Source organism: Roseobacter sp. YIN89, assembly GCF_057219365.1.
Map to the genome: position 1 here is coordinate 1,209,539 of NZ_JBXVVD010000001.1, position 15,151 is coordinate 1,224,689.

Here is a 15,151-nt window from a genome sequence, read left to right on the forward strand (position 1 = left end):
AGTTCGACGATCTATCGTCAAATCCACCCATTGCAAGAGGCAAGCGCGAAATAAAAAACGCGTCCCGTTCAGACGCCCTCCAGCAACGTAAGCCATACCCAGACCGTCAGGATCGAGGCAAGTGTTGCCAAAAGCACTGAAGAGGCTGCAACCCGTTTTGCCCGACCGTACATATTTGCGAAGATGTACGCGTTAAAGCCGGGGGCCATCGCAGCGGTGAGAACGCCCGACCGGAAGGCATCGGTCGGGAGCGACAGGGTCGAACCAAAGAACCAGACCAGCGCCGGATGCAGTGCCAGAGCAATGACACTCACCATTGCAATCGTGCGCAGATCGCCTTCAGGTCGGTACTGAAACAACACACCACCCAATGCAAAAAGCGCGGCAGGCAGCGCGGCACGCACAATCAGCGACAATGCATCATCAACGACCGTCGGAATGGGCAGCCCTGTCAGATTGACTATGAAACCCAAACCGATTGCGACCACCAGCGCGTTTCGAAACATTGCCTGCGCGACTGATCGGACCATAACCCCGGGCGATTGCCCGCGATTGCGGGTTATCTCCATCACCGTGATCCCCAGCCCGTAGCAAAACGGCGAATGCAAGGCGACAATCGCGAAGTTACCAGCCATCGCCTCGGGGCCATAGGCACGTTCGGTGATAGGCAACCCCAGAAGAACCGAGTTGGAGAACAGGCAGCAAAACCCGATAGCTACACAGTCCTCCCAGTCACGCTTGAAAAAGGCCCGCGCACCGAACAAACCAGCGAAAAAGCAAATTGCGGCACCCGCATAAAAACTGCCCAGCAGTCTGGGATCAAACCCGCTGGCTAAATCCAGCTTTGCAATCGCCTGAAACAGCAGGCAAGGAATGGCAAAACCTTGAGTAAAGCGCATAACGCCGTCTATGCCGCTTTCGGGAAAAATACGTCGCCACACAAGGACATATCCCGATCCGATGACCAGAAAAACGGGAAGAATTACGTCGAGAAGGGTTTGCATGCCTCGCCTTTGTGCAGCAGCTCTCAGGGCTGCAGATGCGTAATTGAACCCTAGGGCGCGGGATAAGTCAGGCGCAAGCCGTCATACGCAGGTTGTATGTGCTCAGCGGTCTCGGCCAGCACGGTTTCGTAGTCCAGATCGATATGCATGTTGGTCAAGACGGCCGAGACTGGTTTGACCCGGTCGATCCACTGCAGAGTTTGCGCCAGATGGGAATGCGTCGGATGCGGGTCGCGACGCAGCGCATCGACGATCCAGCACTCAAGACCTTCCAACTTCGGCCACGCCTCATCGGGGATCGTGGCAACATCGGGCAGATACGCGACATCACCGATGCGAAATCCCAGTGCATCCATGCCGCCGTGCCGCACGGAAAATGGCGAGAAGCAGATCGAACCGCCGGCGCCCTCAATCGTCACGTCGCCTGAAATCTCGTTCATGTCGAGGATCGGAGGATAGGTAGAGCCCTCCGGCTGGATGAAAGCGTAGGCAAATCGCTCCATCAGCGCGGCGCGGGTGGGTGCATCTGCCCAGACCGGCAACCGCGCCCGCATGTTGAACACAATCATCCGCAAGTCATCAATGCCATGCACGTGGTCTGCGTGTGCGTGTGTGTAGATCACCGCGTCCAATCGGCCTACGTGCTCAGACAAAAGCTGTTCGCGCAGGTCAGGCGAGGTATCAATTAATACAGTCGTGCAGCCGTTTTCATCTTTGCGCTCAACCAGCACGGAACAGCGGCGACGACGGTTCTTGGGATTTGCCGGATCGCAATCCCCCCAATGCCCGCCCAGCCGGGGCACGCCGCCAGAAGAACCGCAACCCAGTATGGTAAAGCGCAGCTCAGCCATCAGGCCGCCTTTTCAAAGGCTGCAGCCTTGGAAAACAGACGGTCGAAATTTGCCTGCGTTTGTGCGGCAAAGTCGCTGTAGTCCATGCCAAAGGTCTCGGCAGCGCGACGTGCAGTGTGCGTAGTATAAGCGGGCGCATTCCTTTTGCCGCGATAAGGCGGCGGTGCGAGGTAGGGCGCGTCTGTTTCAACAAGGATACGGTCGAGCGGGGCGGCTGCGAAAATCTCGCGTAATTCCTGCGATTTCGGAAAGGCTGTTATGCCTGACATCGACAGATAAAAGCCAAGATCAAGCGCAGTTGTCGCCAGCGCCTGAGATGATGAAAAACAGTGCATCACGCATGCGAAAGCGCCCTGCTTGAACCCGTCGGTCAAGATGCGCGCCATGTCGTCATCGGCATCGCGGGCGTGGATGATCAAAGGCAGCCCTGTTTCTCTTGCAGCGTCGATATGAATACGGAGTGACCTTTGCTGCACCTCGGCACTGTCCGCCGTGTAATGGTAATCAAGCCCCGTCTCGCCGATGCCAACGAACTTTGGGTGTTGGGCAAGTGCCACCAGTTCGTCGATCGTGGCAAGTGGCTCGTCTGCTGCACTCATCGGATGGGTTCCGGCGGCGTAAAACACCGGCGCGTGCGCCTCTGCAATAGCCCGCACAGCCGGCTCGTTGCGCAGTTTGGTGCAAATCGTCACCATCCGCGTCACTCCGGCCTCGGCCGCTTCTGCGACGACCTCATCTAGGCGTCCTTCAAAATCCGGGAAATCCAGGTGACAATGGCTGTCGGTAATCTGGGGTACTGCTTCGCTCATCTCTGCCCGTTGCCGCTATGCCTGCCGTGAAGGGGCCTCACTCATCTTCAGCAGGGTATCTAGGACGAGGGCGGCGGGGTCAAGGTTCACTGCAAGGCCATGACGCGCACGCGCACTCGTTTCCTGCGCAATTTCGGCCCAGACACGACCAGCATGTGGGGTAGGAGATAGTTTGCTCAGAACGTCAGCCTCATTTGGTGCGGCCTCCACGATGGGCGGCGCCCCTGAGGCGCCTGTGCGTGCCAAACGCGCCATCAATAGATCGAGCAGGACAAAGAGCAGATCGCGCTTTGCCTCGGCGCCGCGGACGGCAGCACCCTCGGCCAGTTTTACGGCTACGGCCCGGTCGATTTGCGGGATGGTGCGAACCAGCTTTACCAATGCGGTGTAGGTCGACAATCCGTCGAGAAGCGATAGCCGCAAAGCCGCGCCGACCGACCCTCCGGACAGTTCTGAAAGAGCGGCGGCGTCGCCGGTTTCCTGATGGCCCGCCTGTGCAAGGGCGCGCGCCATATCTTCGGGGCCTAGTGTGCCAAGGCGTAACACACGGCAGCGCGACCGTATGGTGGGCAACAATCCGGAAGGCTGGTGGCTGACCAACAACAGTGTTGCGCGCTCTGGAGGTTCTTCGAGCATTTTCAAGAGTGCGTTGGCTGCTTGCGGGTTCATCTCGTCCGCTGCATCGACGATGACGACGCGACGCCCGCCGTCCGCTGCCGAAAGCTGAAAAAAGCTGGCGAGGCCGCGAACATCCTCGACAGAAATAACGTCGCGCAGCTTACCGGTTTTTTCGTTAACGGTTCGAGTGATGGGCTTCAGGCCCGGCTCTGCACCTGCTGCAATGCGGCGCGAGACGGGATGTTCGGGATCGATATGCAAACTTGTCGGGGCAGGGGGCGCACCAAAAAGCCCGTCGTCCTCAATAGGTGGGGTGGCAAGAAGAAATCGGGCGATCGACCATGCAAGTGTCGCCTTCCCGACACCGCGGGGCCCGGTCAGCAGCCAACCGTGATGCAAGCGGCCGGTTGCGTAGGCGTCAAGAAAGGTTTGCTCGGCTGCGTGCTGGCCGAAAAGCTCGAGCGTATCGCGCGGATGCGGTGCGCCTTCGATCTGGTCGGGTGGGGTCATGCCAGTCTTTCGTTCACAGCGTTCGAGACATCCGCCGCTACATCCGCAATCGCGCGCGCGCCGTCAATGACGACAAATCTGTCTGCAAACTCCTCGGAAAGGGCCAAAAACCCCTGCCGCATCTGAGCCTGCAACTCTTCGCCGAAGGCCTCGAAACGTTCGTCTGCCGTCTGACGCGCGAGGGCCCGCCCGAGGCCTGTGGCCGGGTCCATGTCGATCAGGATCGTCAAGTCGGGTTCCCTCCCGATCATCAGACGGTGCAGCGTGTCGACCGTGCCCCGTAAATCACCGCGCGAAAGCCCCTGATACATGCGCGTACTATCTGCAAAGCGGTCACAGATGACAATCTTGCCGTCGTCCAATGCGGGTGCGATCAGACGTTCCAAATGGTCGCGGCGCGCGGCGGTAAACAGCAATATCTCTGTCTCTGCAGACCAGCGGTCTGGATCGCCTTGAAGGACCAATGCGCGTATCTCTTCCGCACCCGGAGAACCGCCGGGTTCACGAGTTTCGACAACGTCGAAACCGCGATCGCGCAGGGTTTGCGCCAATAATTTGGATTGGGTGGATTTGCCCGACCCGTCAATGCCTTCAAATGTGATGAAAAGGCCCTGCCCGCGTTTCGGGGCTGTCACGATTGCGCCTCTGACCCCTGCACCAATCTTGTGAACAGCAGCATGGCTGCGGTGGTCACGCGGCTGACAAAGCCACCCGACGCCACATCGCGATCAGCAACCAGCGGGATGCGCGTCTCGGGCAGACCTTCGAGGGTAAACACTAGCTCGGCAATCTGATCGCCTTTGGCTATCGGCGCTTCAATCGGGCCGCTGTAGACAACTTCGGCATCGATGTCATTGCTGGCGAGCGCGGGCATCAGAATTTCGGTATCCGCTTCGGCAACCAAACCAACCGTCGGTGAGTTGCCCATCCATACATCCGCCTGCGCAAACTGTTGGCCTCCCTTGGCCACGTCCCTCATGGAAAATTGCCGAAAGGCCCAATTGACAATGGCACGAGATTCTTCGGAGCGTTGTTTGACGGTATCGAGACCGGTAATTACAAAGATCACCCGCCGATCGCCCTGTTTTGCGGACCCGACAAGGCCGTAGCCTGCCTCTTGGGTGTGGCCGGTTTTCAACCCGTCAGCGCCAATGCCCATACCCAGCACGGGGTTCCGGTTCAGCTTGTTGCTCGGCACGCGGTTGTCGAATGCAAATTCTTTTTCGGCAAATAACGGGTAAAATTCGGGAAAGTCCGTGATCAACCTGTCGGCAAGCAAGGCGAGATCGCGCATTGACATCAGATGCCCGGTCTGCGGCCATCCGCTGGCATTGCTGAAGGTCGAATTTGTCATGCCCATCTCTTGGGCTTTTTGCGTCATCAGTCGCGCAAATCCGTACTCGGTGCCATCTGGTGACAACGCCTCTGCGATGACAACGCAAGCGTCGTTTCCTGACAAAACAATAATCCCGCGTAGTAAGTCCTCAACAGACACCGATTCCCCTGAACGCAGGAACATGCTCGACCCGCCGTAGGACTGAGCGTGCTCTGACACAGGTAACATCTCATTAAGGTCGAGCCCGCCGTTGGATTTTCCGCGACGGACCGCATCAAACGCCATGTAGAGCGTCATCAGCTTGGACATGGACGCAGGCGGCAAGGGCTGGTCTGCATTCTTGTTCAGAAGAACAGTGCCCGTTGTCTGATCTACCACATAGGCGGCGGTTGCATTGGTCTCAAACGCGGAAACGGACAGCGGCGAAACGATTAAGGCGGTAATTGCAAGAACAAAGCGGATCACGAGGGGCGTCTCCTGCGGTGTTATTGTTTCACGGAATAGGCGTCGGCGTAACCTTCGTCACGGATTTTGCGAAGGGCGGTGCGCCGATCGCTGCGGGTGTTGATTGGGCCGACCAGAACGCGCCAAAGTGGTTTGCCGTCGACCTCTTCGGTTCGCACGTCCGGTGTAAAGCCAAGACTGGTCATTTGCTCGGCCACGGCCTGTGCGTTTTTCTCAACGCTGAATGATGCCACCTGAATATAAGGGTTCGTCAAGCTAGCCGTCTGTGCGGGCGCATCTTCGGTAGAAGTTTCGGCCGCAACTGTCGCAGCGGCGACCGTTGCTCCTGCTGCCGCCTCGGGCGCGGTTTCAATAGCGGCCTCGGCGGCTGCAATCGGATCAAGTGCCTGTTCTTCGATTTCAGCCGGTGCTTCCACAGCGGGCGGCTCAGGCGGGGCGACCGGGATTTTTTCTGTGCGCAGGGCGACAACTTCGAGTTGGACCGGCGCGCCCGCGAGCACCCCAATGGCCTCTGCTGCGTCCGATGACAGACGAAGCGAGGGGCCGGGCAAATCACGTTCGATCCGGAATAAAGCGCCCACAACAAAGCGGCCGTTCGATTTGTTGCGAATGATCACCTTTTCCGGTTGCTTTGTTTCCGGGTGCGACACCCACACGCCGCCAAAGGTTGGCCTGCCGTCCCACAGCCCCGCTTCGAGAGCGTAGAAAACGTCGGGCTTTTCCACTTCCTCCTCAACGAACTGGATGGTGGTGCCGTCCTCGGTCACTTCGGTCTTAACGTCCGAAGGACCCTGAAGGTTGAAAGCGCCTGTCTCGTCGCAGGCCCCCAGAGCACCGGCCAGCCCGATCATCACTGCAAAACGCACCCATAACACGCTGGTTTGAGCCGTTTGACTATTCTTCATACCGAACGTCCTTGCCTGTTTTCAAAACGCCTTGCGTTAAGTCTGCCCGTTCTTTTTTGCGACGGATCACCTGTAGTCTATCGCGCGATGGCGCTGGAGGAAAGTGGCAACAAGTCTGGTCGGCAATATTCCCCATATCAATAATGGAAATTTTTTCGGTTTCAGAATCGCTAATCAGGCTCTAGGAGGGTTTCGCCGGAGGAGTGGCAGAGTGGTCGAATGCACCGGTCTTGAAAACCGGCGTGCGTGAGAGCGTACCGTGGGTTCGAATCCCACCTCCTCCGCCAGCCACCTAAGTATCTGAAAATAAAGGTTTTTACGGCGATTTTATCGCCTATTTTCCGGCGGTTTGCAAGGTGCTCCCCCAGACAGAGACGGTTCCGGGAGACGGATGAGGCGCGAATGTGGCTTGCGTCTCTGTGGGGTGCAATTCGCGGTGCGCTTTTGGGGTGAGATTTCCCTGCTGGCAGGGAATTTGCAGGGAATTTTTGTAAATTTTTCCCAACCGGGCGCATCCGGATCCGCAATGCGCAAGTGTTTTCATGTGCTTATAAGGTAATTCCCTGGGGCTCGAGCAGGGAATTTGCAGGGAATTCTTGTTACCTAATCGATCGCGATCTCGTCATTTGTTGAACACGCAGACTTACACCTCAAACATCCGCTCCTGCATCATCCAGTCAAGCGGGATGCGCTGGCGCAAAATATGGTCCGTTGTGATGTTCGGCGGCAGGGTGCCATCGCGAATGGCGATCTGGATCCTGGGGGACAGGAAGGCGAGCTGACCTCGCTTGCGGATGAACCCGCTAGTACAGTTCTTATCGGCGGCGATGGTCTTCAAAGGGGTGCCGTCTTTGAGAGCCAGCGCCCAATGATGCGCCTCTCTCAACGCCTGCGTCAGGATGGCATCGGGAGCAGGCCTTCTTTCTCCGATCACCAGCTTGGCTTCGACCCCGCGGCGGCGCAGTTGAAGCGGTGCTTGGATATCGCACAGACCCGCGGCAAGGTCACGCGCCGCGACCCCGAGGCTGGTTGCAACGACAGCCTTGTCCAGGGTCAGGTGAATCTCTTGAGGCGCGATTGTTCCTGATGGAAGGATTGTACGCAGCAGGTCCGGGTCCTGTTCGCGCAGTCGCTGCACCAGACCTTTGGCCGCTTGTTGCACCTCGCCGTCGCCGCGCAGATCGGGCTTTGCCAACACCCGGCGTTCGGTGGCAGCAGTGTCAATGTGGTCGGCGATAAGACCCACGATGCTCTTCTCGAGCCCGCGCGCAGGCAAGCGCCAGCCGGTCGGATCTGTCCCGCCCGAGATCAGGCGGTTGGAAATATAATACCGATGGCGTTGCCCGGACTTGGTGCTGTGCGTGGGCGTCAGCCTGTCACCGGTATCGTCGCAGAGTTTGCCCGTGAGCAGGGACTGTTGCACTCCGCCAAGAGTGCGGCCCCGGCTGCGTCGCGCCCCGATTTGCAACTTCTGCTGAACCCGGTCCCAGAGATCCTCGTCGATGATGGCGGCGTGTTTGCCTGGCCAGAGTTTGTCTTTGTGGCGGGTCTTGCCGAGATAGACAGGGTTGAGCAGGATCTTGTGGATCTGCCCGCCGGACATCCGGTTGCCGCCTTGCTCCCGGCCCGAGCGGAACCGGTGATGCTTCGATCTGAGCCCCAGATGATCTGCCTCCCGTTCGACGATCGCCAGAGAGCCGTGCTGGTCGTAAAGGTCAAAAAGGCTTTGCACAGTCGGGGCCTCGTCGGCGTTGATGACCAACTCGCGCGTATTGGGATCGGGATGCGGATCATATCCCAGAGGCGGGACGCCGCCCATCCAGAGCCCTTTCTTCTTGGAGGCGGCGATCTTGTCGCGGATGCGCTCCGCGGTGACCTCACGCTCGAACTGCGCGAAGGACAAGAGCACATTCAGGGTCAGCCGCCCCATGGAGGAGGCGGTGTTGAAGGCCTGTGTCACCGAGACGAAGGAGCACCCGGCCGCATCGAGGCGTTCCACAAGGCGGGCAAAATCTGCCAATGACCGGGTCAGACGGTCAATCTTGTAGACCACCACCATGCCGATCCGCCTGGCATCGATCTCCTCCAGTAAGCGCTGCAGGGCAGGGCGCTCCATAGTTCCGCCCGAGAGCCCGCCGTCATCAAAGCGGTCCCGTGCGAGCACCCAGCCTTCCTGCTTCTGGCTGGTGACATAGGCCGCACAGGCCTCGAACTGCGCATCCAAAGAATTGAAGGTCTGGTCCAGCCCTTCCTCGGACGACTTGCGCGTGTATATGGCGCAGCGGATCTTCGGTGTCGCCGTCATCTGGCACCCTCCTGCAGGCCGAAGAACCTTGGCCCCGACCAGCGGGCCCCCGTGATGGCACGGGCGACCGCCGAGAGCGAGCGATAGGTCCGACCGTTCCAGCGGAACCCGCTATCGATTAACTCGACAGTGTGGGTCACACCGTTCCATTCGCGCAGCAACCGCCCGCCTGATTTAAGCTTGGCGTTGGGCCTTGCAGCCTTCCCGTCAGGTTGTCTGTCCAGATCCGACAGAAACCCTTTCGGCAAACCGCCGAACCGACGCGCCTGGACCTCGAAAGCCAGAAAGCGCCGCAGGAAGGGCTGGCTCAGCCCCTTGGGAACCGGCGACTGAAACAGGTCCGACCAGGCGGCCATCAGCGCCGCCCGGTCCATGGCTTCTATATCTGCCACCGTCAGCGTCATGCGCGCGCCGGTGCGCCGGTGATCCGATAAACGACAGCACCGTTATCGGTTTTTGGTGGTGCCTTGTCGATGATGTAGCCGGATTTGCGCAGGGTGCTGAGGGCTGCGCGCACCGAATGCGCCTGCCAGCCTGTCGCCGTCTGCAGGGCGGTCAGGGTGGCGCCGGACTTGCGGGTCAGCAGGCGCTGGATCGCGGCTGACTTTGTCTCTTTCGGGGTATTCGGGGATGTTCTGGACATGTGGTTCTCCTGTGTTGTGCGGCGCTGAGGAAGGCTGCGCCGTCACCGAGGAGAGCCCGGAAGGAGAACCGGGCGTATCACCAATGACGCTCTGTTCGCGGACAATGTCCAGTCCATTTTTGTGATCCGGAAACTTGTCGCCCTGAAGCGCGTTTGTTAACCAGGGCAATGACTTAACGGACTTTTCTCTTGCTCAGAAGTCCGCAATGAAGTACAAAAACGTTACTGTGTCGCAGAAGGATTCTCGCGACCACCGATCACGAAACCCTACGAGGGTTCGGAGAGTGTCGGCTGGTTTGTGCTTCTGCAATGCTCTCTTCCAGTCATCCTTTCCCACTCTCGGAAATTACTGAAGGAGGAGAGGCATTGAAGCACTTACCAGATCAAACACCAAAGAGCGTCTGCGCGAATAATGAAGAGCCAGATCGCTTAGAAACGCACTCATGCGGGACGTCTGAGTCAGTTAAGGCGCCCGAAAGCTACAATGCGGAACACGGTAAAAACGATCTCTTCCGGCACTTCGCTCTTGTTTGGGTCGCAGTGAACATCATAGACGCAGCACCGCGCCGCGTCCGGCGTGCGTTGAAGAATCAGGAAGAGGAAGTTCTTCGGGCCATCGAGCGGTTTGGGTTCCGGATTCCGATCCTTGTAAAAAGCAAGCCAGGTGGCGAGCGGTATGAAGTGATTGACGGGCATACGCGTCTGGCAGCTGCTCTTCGCCTTGATGCCGAGAAAGTTCCATGCATCGTGGTCGACGATCTGTCTGAGGTCGAAACCCGCCGCCTTGCCCTGTCGCTGAACAAGCTACAGGAGAAGGGGTCTTGGGATCCTGATGAGCTCCGCCTCGAGATCAACGACATCATCGAAATCAGCGGCGACATTCAGATACCAGGGTTCGAAATGCCGGAGATCGAGGCCATCAGGTTTGGGGGTGTTGAGCATGGAGAGGCAGATCCGGCCGATGAGATCGCGAACCATATCTCAAGCAGTACACAACCGGTCGCACGCCCGGGGGACATCTGGCGTCTCGGCGATCACCTCATCGGTTGCACTTCGGCGCGGGACGCTGTTGCTCTCGCGGCTCTGCTGGAGGGGAATGTGGCGGACGCGGTGTTTACCGACCCGCCTTACAACGTAAAGATCAACGGTCATGTCAGGGACGCGTCGACCGGGTTTGCAGAGTTCGCAGAGGCCTCCGGCGAAATGTCCCGGGAAGCTTTTATTGCATTTCTCACTGAGACCCTAGGCAGTGTTGTCACACTGCTCAAGTCCGGCGGGGTCATCTTCGCCTGTATGGACTGGCGGCATGTCGGCGAGATGCACGATGCGCTTGACGCGCTGAAGTTGGCCCTGCTCAATGTCTGCGTCTGGGTTAAAACCGCGCCCGGCATGGGGAGCCTTTATCGCAGTCAGCATGAGTTCGTCTTTGTTGCCCGCCGGGATGGTGCGGGCCATCAGAACAACGTGCAACTGGGCAAGTACGGCCGGAACCGCTCGAATGTCTGGCATTACGCTGGCGCGACCGGTGGCGCCAAGGACGGCGACGACGCTTTTGACGCGCATCCGACAGTCAAACCGATCCGCATGGTGATGGATGCCTTGCTTGATGTGACCGACCCGGGCGACTTGGTCCTCGATCCGTTTCTTGGATCAGGCACTACCCTGCTGGCCGCGGAGCGTACTCGGCGGCGCTGCATCGGTGTCGAGATCGACCCGGTCTACGTCGATGTGGCGATCCGGCGCTGGCAGGGGATGACCGGCGGTGAGGCGGTGTTGGCCCAGACCGGTGAGACTTTCTCTGCAATGGCACAAGACGCTGGATCCACTTCGTCAATTTTGGTGGTCCCAGATGATGGGGAGGACATCTAATGCCGGACGAAGAGAACTCCGAAGACACATATGACGTCGGTTACGGCAAACCCCCCAAGCACACGCAATGGCAGAAGGGACAGTCCGGTAACCCGTCTGGCAAGAATAAGAAAGAACAATCGCTGCATGATGAGCTGAAGAAACTGTCTGCCAAGGAAATTGTCGTTCAGCAGAACGGCGTATCGGTGACGATGACGCAAGGCGAAGCTATGCTTGCTGCGGTGTTCCACAAAGCGATGAAGGGAGATCTCGGCAGCATTAGGTTTATCTCTCAAGCTTTGGGCATCGCCGAGGCTGGATTGTCAGAAGCAAAGGCTCCGGCGATGACGGAAGATATTCTCAGAGTGCTGGAAACACACGCCGACTGGGTGGGCGTGGTTGAGAACGCGCGCACGGAGTTGGCAGAAACCGCAGGAAATCAGGAAGAGGAAGGAGACGAAGATGCCGCCTTTTGACGTCATCCGTGCGTTATGCGCGAACAATCTATTTGCCTATGTCCAGGCTGCGTTTGGCGTTCTTCAGCCAGGGGCAACGTTCCATCCCGCGATGTATCTTCGGGCTCTGTGCCATCAGTTGGAACGGCTTGAGCGTGGCGAAATCCGCCGCCTTCTCATCATCCTGCCGCCTCGTCATCTGAAGTCGTTTTGTGCCAGCGTTGTGTTTCCAGTTTGGGTTCAAGGGCGCAATCCGTCGACCAAAATCATCACCGCAAGCTATGGCGCCAGTCTTGCTGAAGACTTGAGTTGGCAGTCACGCCGCCTGATGGAGAATGATTTGACGCGTTCCATTTTCCCGAAGTTGGAGATTGACCACAAGAAAGCCTCAGTCGCTGATTTGCGTACGACCATGGGAGGTCAGAGGATCGCGACTTCCGTGGGTGGCCCAATCACCGGTAAGGGTTGTAACTACCTCGTTCTGGATGATCTCAGCAAAGCTGAAGATGTGGCTTCTGAGACGCGCCGTGAAAAGGACTGGGAATGGTTAAATGGCAGCGCGCTGAGCAGGATGGACAAGCGTAAAGACGGGCGTGCTGTCATGGTCGCTCAACGGCTACACGAAGATGACCTGCCTGGGCGGCTGATCCAGACAGGGCTTTGGGAGGTGCTGGAGTTTCCGGCCATTGAAGTCCGCGACCGAGAGGTCGCCACGCCCGATGGTCTGGTCTGGACGCGACGGAAAGGTCACATCCTGTTGCCCGAGCATCTGGATCTGGATGAGCTGAACTTGCTCCGGCGCGAAATCGGCGATGCAAGATTTGAGGCGCAATACCAGCAGTCGCCGGTGCCAGAAGGCGGCACGATCATCCGGCCTGAGTGGTTCGGGACAATACCATCTGACGTGCTCACCGGTGACTATGAAGCGATCATTCAAAGCTGGGACACGGCGTCGGTGCCGGGAGAATCCAATGACTACACTGTCTGCACGACATGGGGACTCATCGGAAACTATATCGATTTGCTGCACGTTCACCGGCAGCAGTACCTGCTGCCCTACTTGCAAGAGGAGGCCGAAAAGCTCCGAGCAGAATGGCGTCCAAAACTGGTGATCGTCGAAACCGCAGGGGTGGGCAGGGGCCTCTATGATCATCTTCGCCTGCAAGACTGTTTCGGAATCCAGCCGTATAACCCGAAGACCGGCAAGGACCACAGAATGTCCATACAGTCCCCCAAGATTGAGCAGGGGTTCGTCCGTTTGCCGGTCTCAGCTTCCTGGAAAGAGGTGTTTATAGCCGAAGCTGCTGCGTTCCCGAACGGAAAATATGATGATCAGGTCGACAGCATGTCACAACTTCTTTTTGCCCTTGACCGGAATCTTGGCGAACTGCGTGGGTGTTCACGTTACAAAGGGAAAATGGGACGGGTACTGTGAACTCGTTGGCCATGCAGAGAAGCAGGCGTCCTGTCCGAGAAATGCTCACCTGGTGAGAAATCCGGTGACACTGGTCAGCCACCGATAATCCAAACTTCGCTTTCTTGCGAGGTGATGAACTGGATCGCTGGTTTGACGCCAGTAGCGCCGAATGCGTGTCGAAAAAATGTGGAACGAATACCCCTAAGATTGGGATTTTTCGAGTACGCATGTGGCGTGACACCATTCTGCTGGCGGAAAAAATGCCGGCCATTCAGGTATGGATTTCGACGGCTCAGCGGTTTCCTTCCTTTGCCAAATCTGCCGCTCGCCGGACAATACTAGCGATGAGGCCGGATTCAAATTCTTCCAGCAAAGGATCTCCCCATGCGAAACGGCATCTGCGCTCGCAGACGGTCAACACTCTGCTTAGCTGCTCTTCGCTCGCCTTCGCCAACGCAGCACCGTCTGGTTCGAACAGCTCACGCGCATCCTGGGTTTCAAGCCATTGAGGCCAATTGAATGACGTAATCCAGTTTTCCCGGTACAGCATATCCACGAAACGTGTGACCATTTCACTGTGAACAGAATAAGGAACCCGGGTTACTCCGCTGGGCAAGTCGGGCGGGAAGGGCCGTGACACCCTGCCCCAGAGTCGGAACAGCACGAAATCGCGCATGACGGCCTTCGGGCAAATCAATTATGGGTTAACCCGGCCGTGCTTTTCGCTCAAAGTAACTAGGTCGCGCAGACGCATGTAATGCGAGAGGGATGGATGTCCTGCAACCCTTCCGATAGCCACTTGGTTTCGCCTTGGGATGACACCACGCACAAATAGGCCCGCGCTCGCGAGAACGCGACATAGGCCAGCTCGCGGCCGTCCATTTCGTCGCCGCTGACAATCAGGATTATTGCCGGTCGTTCGAGACCCTTGAACCGTCGCACGGTATCCACCACCACGTCTTCGAGCGCCATGGTTTCGGCATCGGTAAGCGGAATGCTTGTCCCGCTACTTCTCTCGAGGAAGCCCGTTCGGGCGGCTGGCCCATTGACAAGCACAGCTATGTCACCAGGAGCGACTTCCTCTTTGAATACGAGCCGTCGAAGCTCCCTGTATGCGGCTTCGAGCTTTGCATCGGGATTCTCGGCATTAATCCACGAGACCTCGAGGCCATCGGGCCCGTCCGCTATTATCTCAGGGCCGGAATAATGCATCGAAGCGGCACTGTGGATGTTCTTAGTGTTGCGGAGGTTTCGGGAAAGCCGAACCGGAACGACGCTCAGATCATGAACGCCATTCCCGGCGCGCTCGTAGACCCTCTGGTTGCTGTCCATGAAGACGCGGAGGTGTCCACCGTGGCTCAGGCAGGCATCGATTGCGATCCACCAATCGGCACTAAAGTCTTGGCCTTCATCGACAATGATCGTGTCCCACTTGAGTGCCGGCTGAACTTCCATCGCGCGGTAGAGCGCGTTTGGCAGCGCACTTTCATAGAGTTCCCGTTCACTGATGTTCGAAGGCGGCGGGACACCAGCCTTGCGAGAGATGTGCCCGCAAAGTGCGTGAAATCCGGCGATCGTGAGGTTTTCAATATCTTTCAGCTTCCGTTTGAGGTTCGTCGCCAGCGGGCGGCTGTGACAGGTCAGAAGGGTCTTCCGTCCAGCCGCAGCGGATCTCAGTGCTTCCTCGATCGCCACCACGGTCTTGCCGGTCCCTGCGCCACCTCGGATAAGAGCGCGAGGGACCTCAGAAATTGTCTCAAGTATCTGATATTGTGAGGGCTCAAGTGCCTGAAAGTCTTCAGCGGCCTCTGACAAAGCCGCCCCAATTACAAAGCTCAATTTGAAAGGCTTGGCCAACAGCTCCTCCAGTGCTGCCATGCCATCTTTTCCCAAGTCTTCGCAGTTTTGGGGCCGCTGCCCCTCATTCATCCGGCGAGAAATCCACCCGCGCAAATCGGTGTAGAACTCCCCTTGGCAACAGAACA

At 58.0% G+C, this 15,151-nt stretch carries 15 protein-coding genes and 1 tRNA gene; 4 read left to right on the forward strand and 12 right to left on the reverse strand.

What is annotated here, in order from left to right; all coding sequences use genetic code 11:
- Positions 1-68: 68 nt before the first annotated feature.
- The 7 genes from AC2D8V_RS06025 to AC2D8V_RS06055 are packed head-to-tail and all read right to left on the reverse strand — an operon-like array spanning position 69 to position 6,498.
- Entirely contained in the window at positions 69-1,004 is a 936-nt protein-coding gene (locus tag AC2D8V_RS06025; RefSeq protein WP_484732606.1) for an AEC family transporter, read from the reverse strand.
- A 50-nt stretch (positions 1,005-1,054) separates the two neighbouring features.
- A complete protein-coding gene (locus AC2D8V_RS06030) occupies positions 1,055-1,855 on the reverse strand; it encodes an MBL fold metallo-hydrolase (protein WP_484732607.1) in 801 nt (266 codons plus the stop codon).
- Positions 1,855-2,664: a TatD family hydrolase gene (locus AC2D8V_RS06035; RefSeq protein WP_484732608.1), complete on the reverse strand. Its 810-nt coding sequence runs from the start codon at positions 2,662-2,664 to the stop codon at positions 1,855-1,857. The genes AC2D8V_RS06030 and AC2D8V_RS06035 overlap by 1 nt, the downstream gene beginning before the upstream one ends.
- A gap of 15 nt (positions 2,665-2,679) precedes the next feature.
- Positions 2,680-3,792, reverse strand: coding sequence for a DNA polymerase III subunit delta' (locus AC2D8V_RS06040; RefSeq protein ID WP_484732609.1), 1,113 nt, complete (start codon positions 3,790-3,792; stop codon positions 2,680-2,682).
- The gene (tmk, locus tag AC2D8V_RS06045; protein WP_484732610.1) at positions 3,789-4,427 is read right to left on the reverse strand and encodes a dTMP kinase; all 639 of its coding nucleotides are present in this window, start codon (positions 4,425-4,427) and stop codon (positions 3,789-3,791) included. Before tmk ends, AC2D8V_RS06040 begins: the two co-directional genes overlap by 4 nt.
- A complete protein-coding gene (locus AC2D8V_RS06050; RefSeq protein ID WP_484732611.1) occupies positions 4,424-5,593 on the reverse strand; it encodes a D-alanyl-D-alanine carboxypeptidase family protein in 1,170 nt (389 codons plus the stop codon). The genes tmk and AC2D8V_RS06050 overlap by 4 nt, the downstream gene beginning before the upstream one ends.
- A 20-nt stretch (positions 5,594-5,613) precedes the next feature.
- Positions 5,614-6,498 carry an SPOR domain-containing protein gene (locus AC2D8V_RS06055; RefSeq protein ID WP_484732612.1) on the reverse strand — a complete coding sequence of 295 codons (885 nt, stop codon included), beginning with the start codon at positions 6,496-6,498 and terminating at the stop codon, positions 5,614-5,616.
- 197 nt (positions 6,499-6,695) lie between these two features.
- Between AC2D8V_RS06055 and AC2D8V_RS06060 the strand changes: the two genes are divergently transcribed.
- Positions 6,696-6,785 (forward strand) — tRNA-Ser (locus tag AC2D8V_RS06060).
- Positions 6,786-7,141: 356 nt separating this feature from the next.
- On the opposite strand, the gene AC2D8V_RS06065 is transcribed toward AC2D8V_RS06060, so the two are convergent.
- The 3 genes from AC2D8V_RS06065 to AC2D8V_RS06075 are packed head-to-tail and all read right to left on the reverse strand — an operon-like array spanning position 7,142 to position 9,446.
- A complete protein-coding gene (locus AC2D8V_RS06065) occupies positions 7,142-8,803 on the reverse strand; it encodes a recombinase family protein (RefSeq protein WP_484732613.1) in 1,662 nt (553 codons plus the stop codon).
- Positions 8,800-9,207, reverse strand: a complete 408-nt coding sequence (locus AC2D8V_RS06070; RefSeq protein WP_484732614.1) for a DUF2924 domain-containing protein — start codon at positions 9,205-9,207, stop codon at positions 8,800-8,802. The genes AC2D8V_RS06065 and AC2D8V_RS06070 overlap by 4 nt, the downstream gene beginning before the upstream one ends.
- A complete protein-coding gene (locus AC2D8V_RS06075; protein WP_484732615.1) occupies positions 9,204-9,446 on the reverse strand; it encodes a DUF3489 domain-containing protein in 243 nt (80 codons plus the stop codon). The genes AC2D8V_RS06070 and AC2D8V_RS06075 overlap by 4 nt, the downstream gene beginning before the upstream one ends.
- Positions 9,447-9,986: 540 nt before the next feature.
- On the opposite strand from AC2D8V_RS06075, the gene AC2D8V_RS06080 reads away from it, so the two are divergent.
- From AC2D8V_RS06080 to terL, 3 genes are read left to right on the forward strand one after another with little or no spacing between them, the layout of a single operon-like run.
- Positions 9,987-11,315 carry a DNA modification methylase gene (locus AC2D8V_RS06080; protein WP_484732616.1) on the forward strand — a complete coding sequence of 443 codons (1,329 nt, stop codon included), beginning with the start codon at positions 9,987-9,989 and terminating at the stop codon, positions 11,313-11,315.
- Positions 11,315-11,770 carry a DUF5681 domain-containing protein gene (locus tag AC2D8V_RS06085; RefSeq protein ID WP_484732617.1) on the forward strand — a complete coding sequence of 152 codons (456 nt, stop codon included), beginning with the start codon at positions 11,315-11,317 and terminating at the stop codon, positions 11,768-11,770. Before AC2D8V_RS06080 ends, AC2D8V_RS06085 begins: the two co-directional genes overlap by 1 nt.
- On the forward strand, positions 11,757-13,184 hold the full coding sequence (gene terL / locus AC2D8V_RS06090) for a phage terminase large subunit (protein ID WP_484732618.1): 1,428 nt from the start codon (positions 11,757-11,759) through the stop codon (positions 13,182-13,184). Before AC2D8V_RS06085 ends, terL begins: the two co-directional genes overlap by 14 nt.
- 274 nt (positions 13,185-13,458) lie before the next feature.
- Here the strand turns inward: terL and AC2D8V_RS06095 are convergent, their stop codons facing one another.
- A complete protein-coding gene (locus AC2D8V_RS06095) occupies positions 13,459-13,842 on the reverse strand; it encodes a DUF6508 domain-containing protein (protein ID WP_484732619.1) in 384 nt (127 codons plus the stop codon).
- Positions 13,843-13,901: 59 nt separating this feature from the next.
- Positions 13,902-15,044, reverse strand: a complete 1,143-nt coding sequence (locus AC2D8V_RS06100) for an ATP-binding domain-containing protein (protein ID WP_484732668.1) — start codon at positions 15,042-15,044, stop codon at positions 13,902-13,904.
- Positions 15,045-15,151 lie beyond the last annotated feature (107 nt).

What these genes read in the sequence shown, in the direction of transcription:
- AC2D8V_RS06075 (WP_484732615.1), bottom strand. Translation starts at nt 9,446, where the DNA reads ATGTCCAGAACATCCCCGAATACCCCGAAAGAGACAAAGTCAGCCGCG.
- AC2D8V_RS06040 (WP_484732609.1), bottom strand. Translation starts at nt 3,792, where the DNA reads ATGACCCCACCCGACCAGATCGAAGGCGCACCGCATCCGCGCGATACG.
- AC2D8V_RS06065 (WP_484732613.1), bottom strand. Translation starts at nt 8,803, where the DNA reads ATGACGGCGACACCGAAGATCCGCTGCGCCATATACACGCGCAAGTCG.
- AC2D8V_RS06100 (WP_484732668.1), bottom strand. Translation starts at nt 15,044, where the DNA reads ATGGCAGCACTGGAGGAGCTGTTGGCCAAGCCTTTCAAATTGAGCTTT.
- AC2D8V_RS06085 (WP_484732617.1), top strand. Translation starts at nt 11,315, where the DNA reads ATGCCGGACGAAGAGAACTCCGAAGACACATATGACGTCGGTTACGGC.
- AC2D8V_RS06035 (WP_484732608.1), bottom strand. Translation starts at nt 2,664, where the DNA reads ATGAGCGAAGCAGTACCCCAGATTACCGACAGCCATTGTCACCTGGAT.
- AC2D8V_RS06070 (WP_484732614.1), bottom strand. Translation starts at nt 9,207, where the DNA reads ATGACGCTGACGGTGGCAGATATAGAAGCCATGGACCGGGCGGCGCTG.
- AC2D8V_RS06030 (WP_484732607.1), bottom strand. Translation starts at nt 1,855, where the DNA reads ATGGCTGAGCTGCGCTTTACCATACTGGGTTGCGGTTCTTCTGGCGGC.
- AC2D8V_RS06055 (WP_484732612.1), bottom strand. Translation starts at nt 6,498, where the DNA reads ATGAAGAATAGTCAAACGGCTCAAACCAGCGTGTTATGGGTGCGTTTT.
- AC2D8V_RS06095 (WP_484732619.1), bottom strand. Translation starts at nt 13,842, where the DNA reads ATGCGCGATTTCGTGCTGTTCCGACTCTGGGGCAGGGTGTCACGGCCC.
- AC2D8V_RS06025 (WP_484732606.1), bottom strand. Translation starts at nt 1,004, where the DNA reads ATGCAAACCCTTCTCGACGTAATTCTTCCCGTTTTTCTGGTCATCGGA.
- terL (WP_484732618.1), top strand. Translation starts at nt 11,757, where the DNA reads ATGCCGCCTTTTGACGTCATCCGTGCGTTATGCGCGAACAATCTATTT.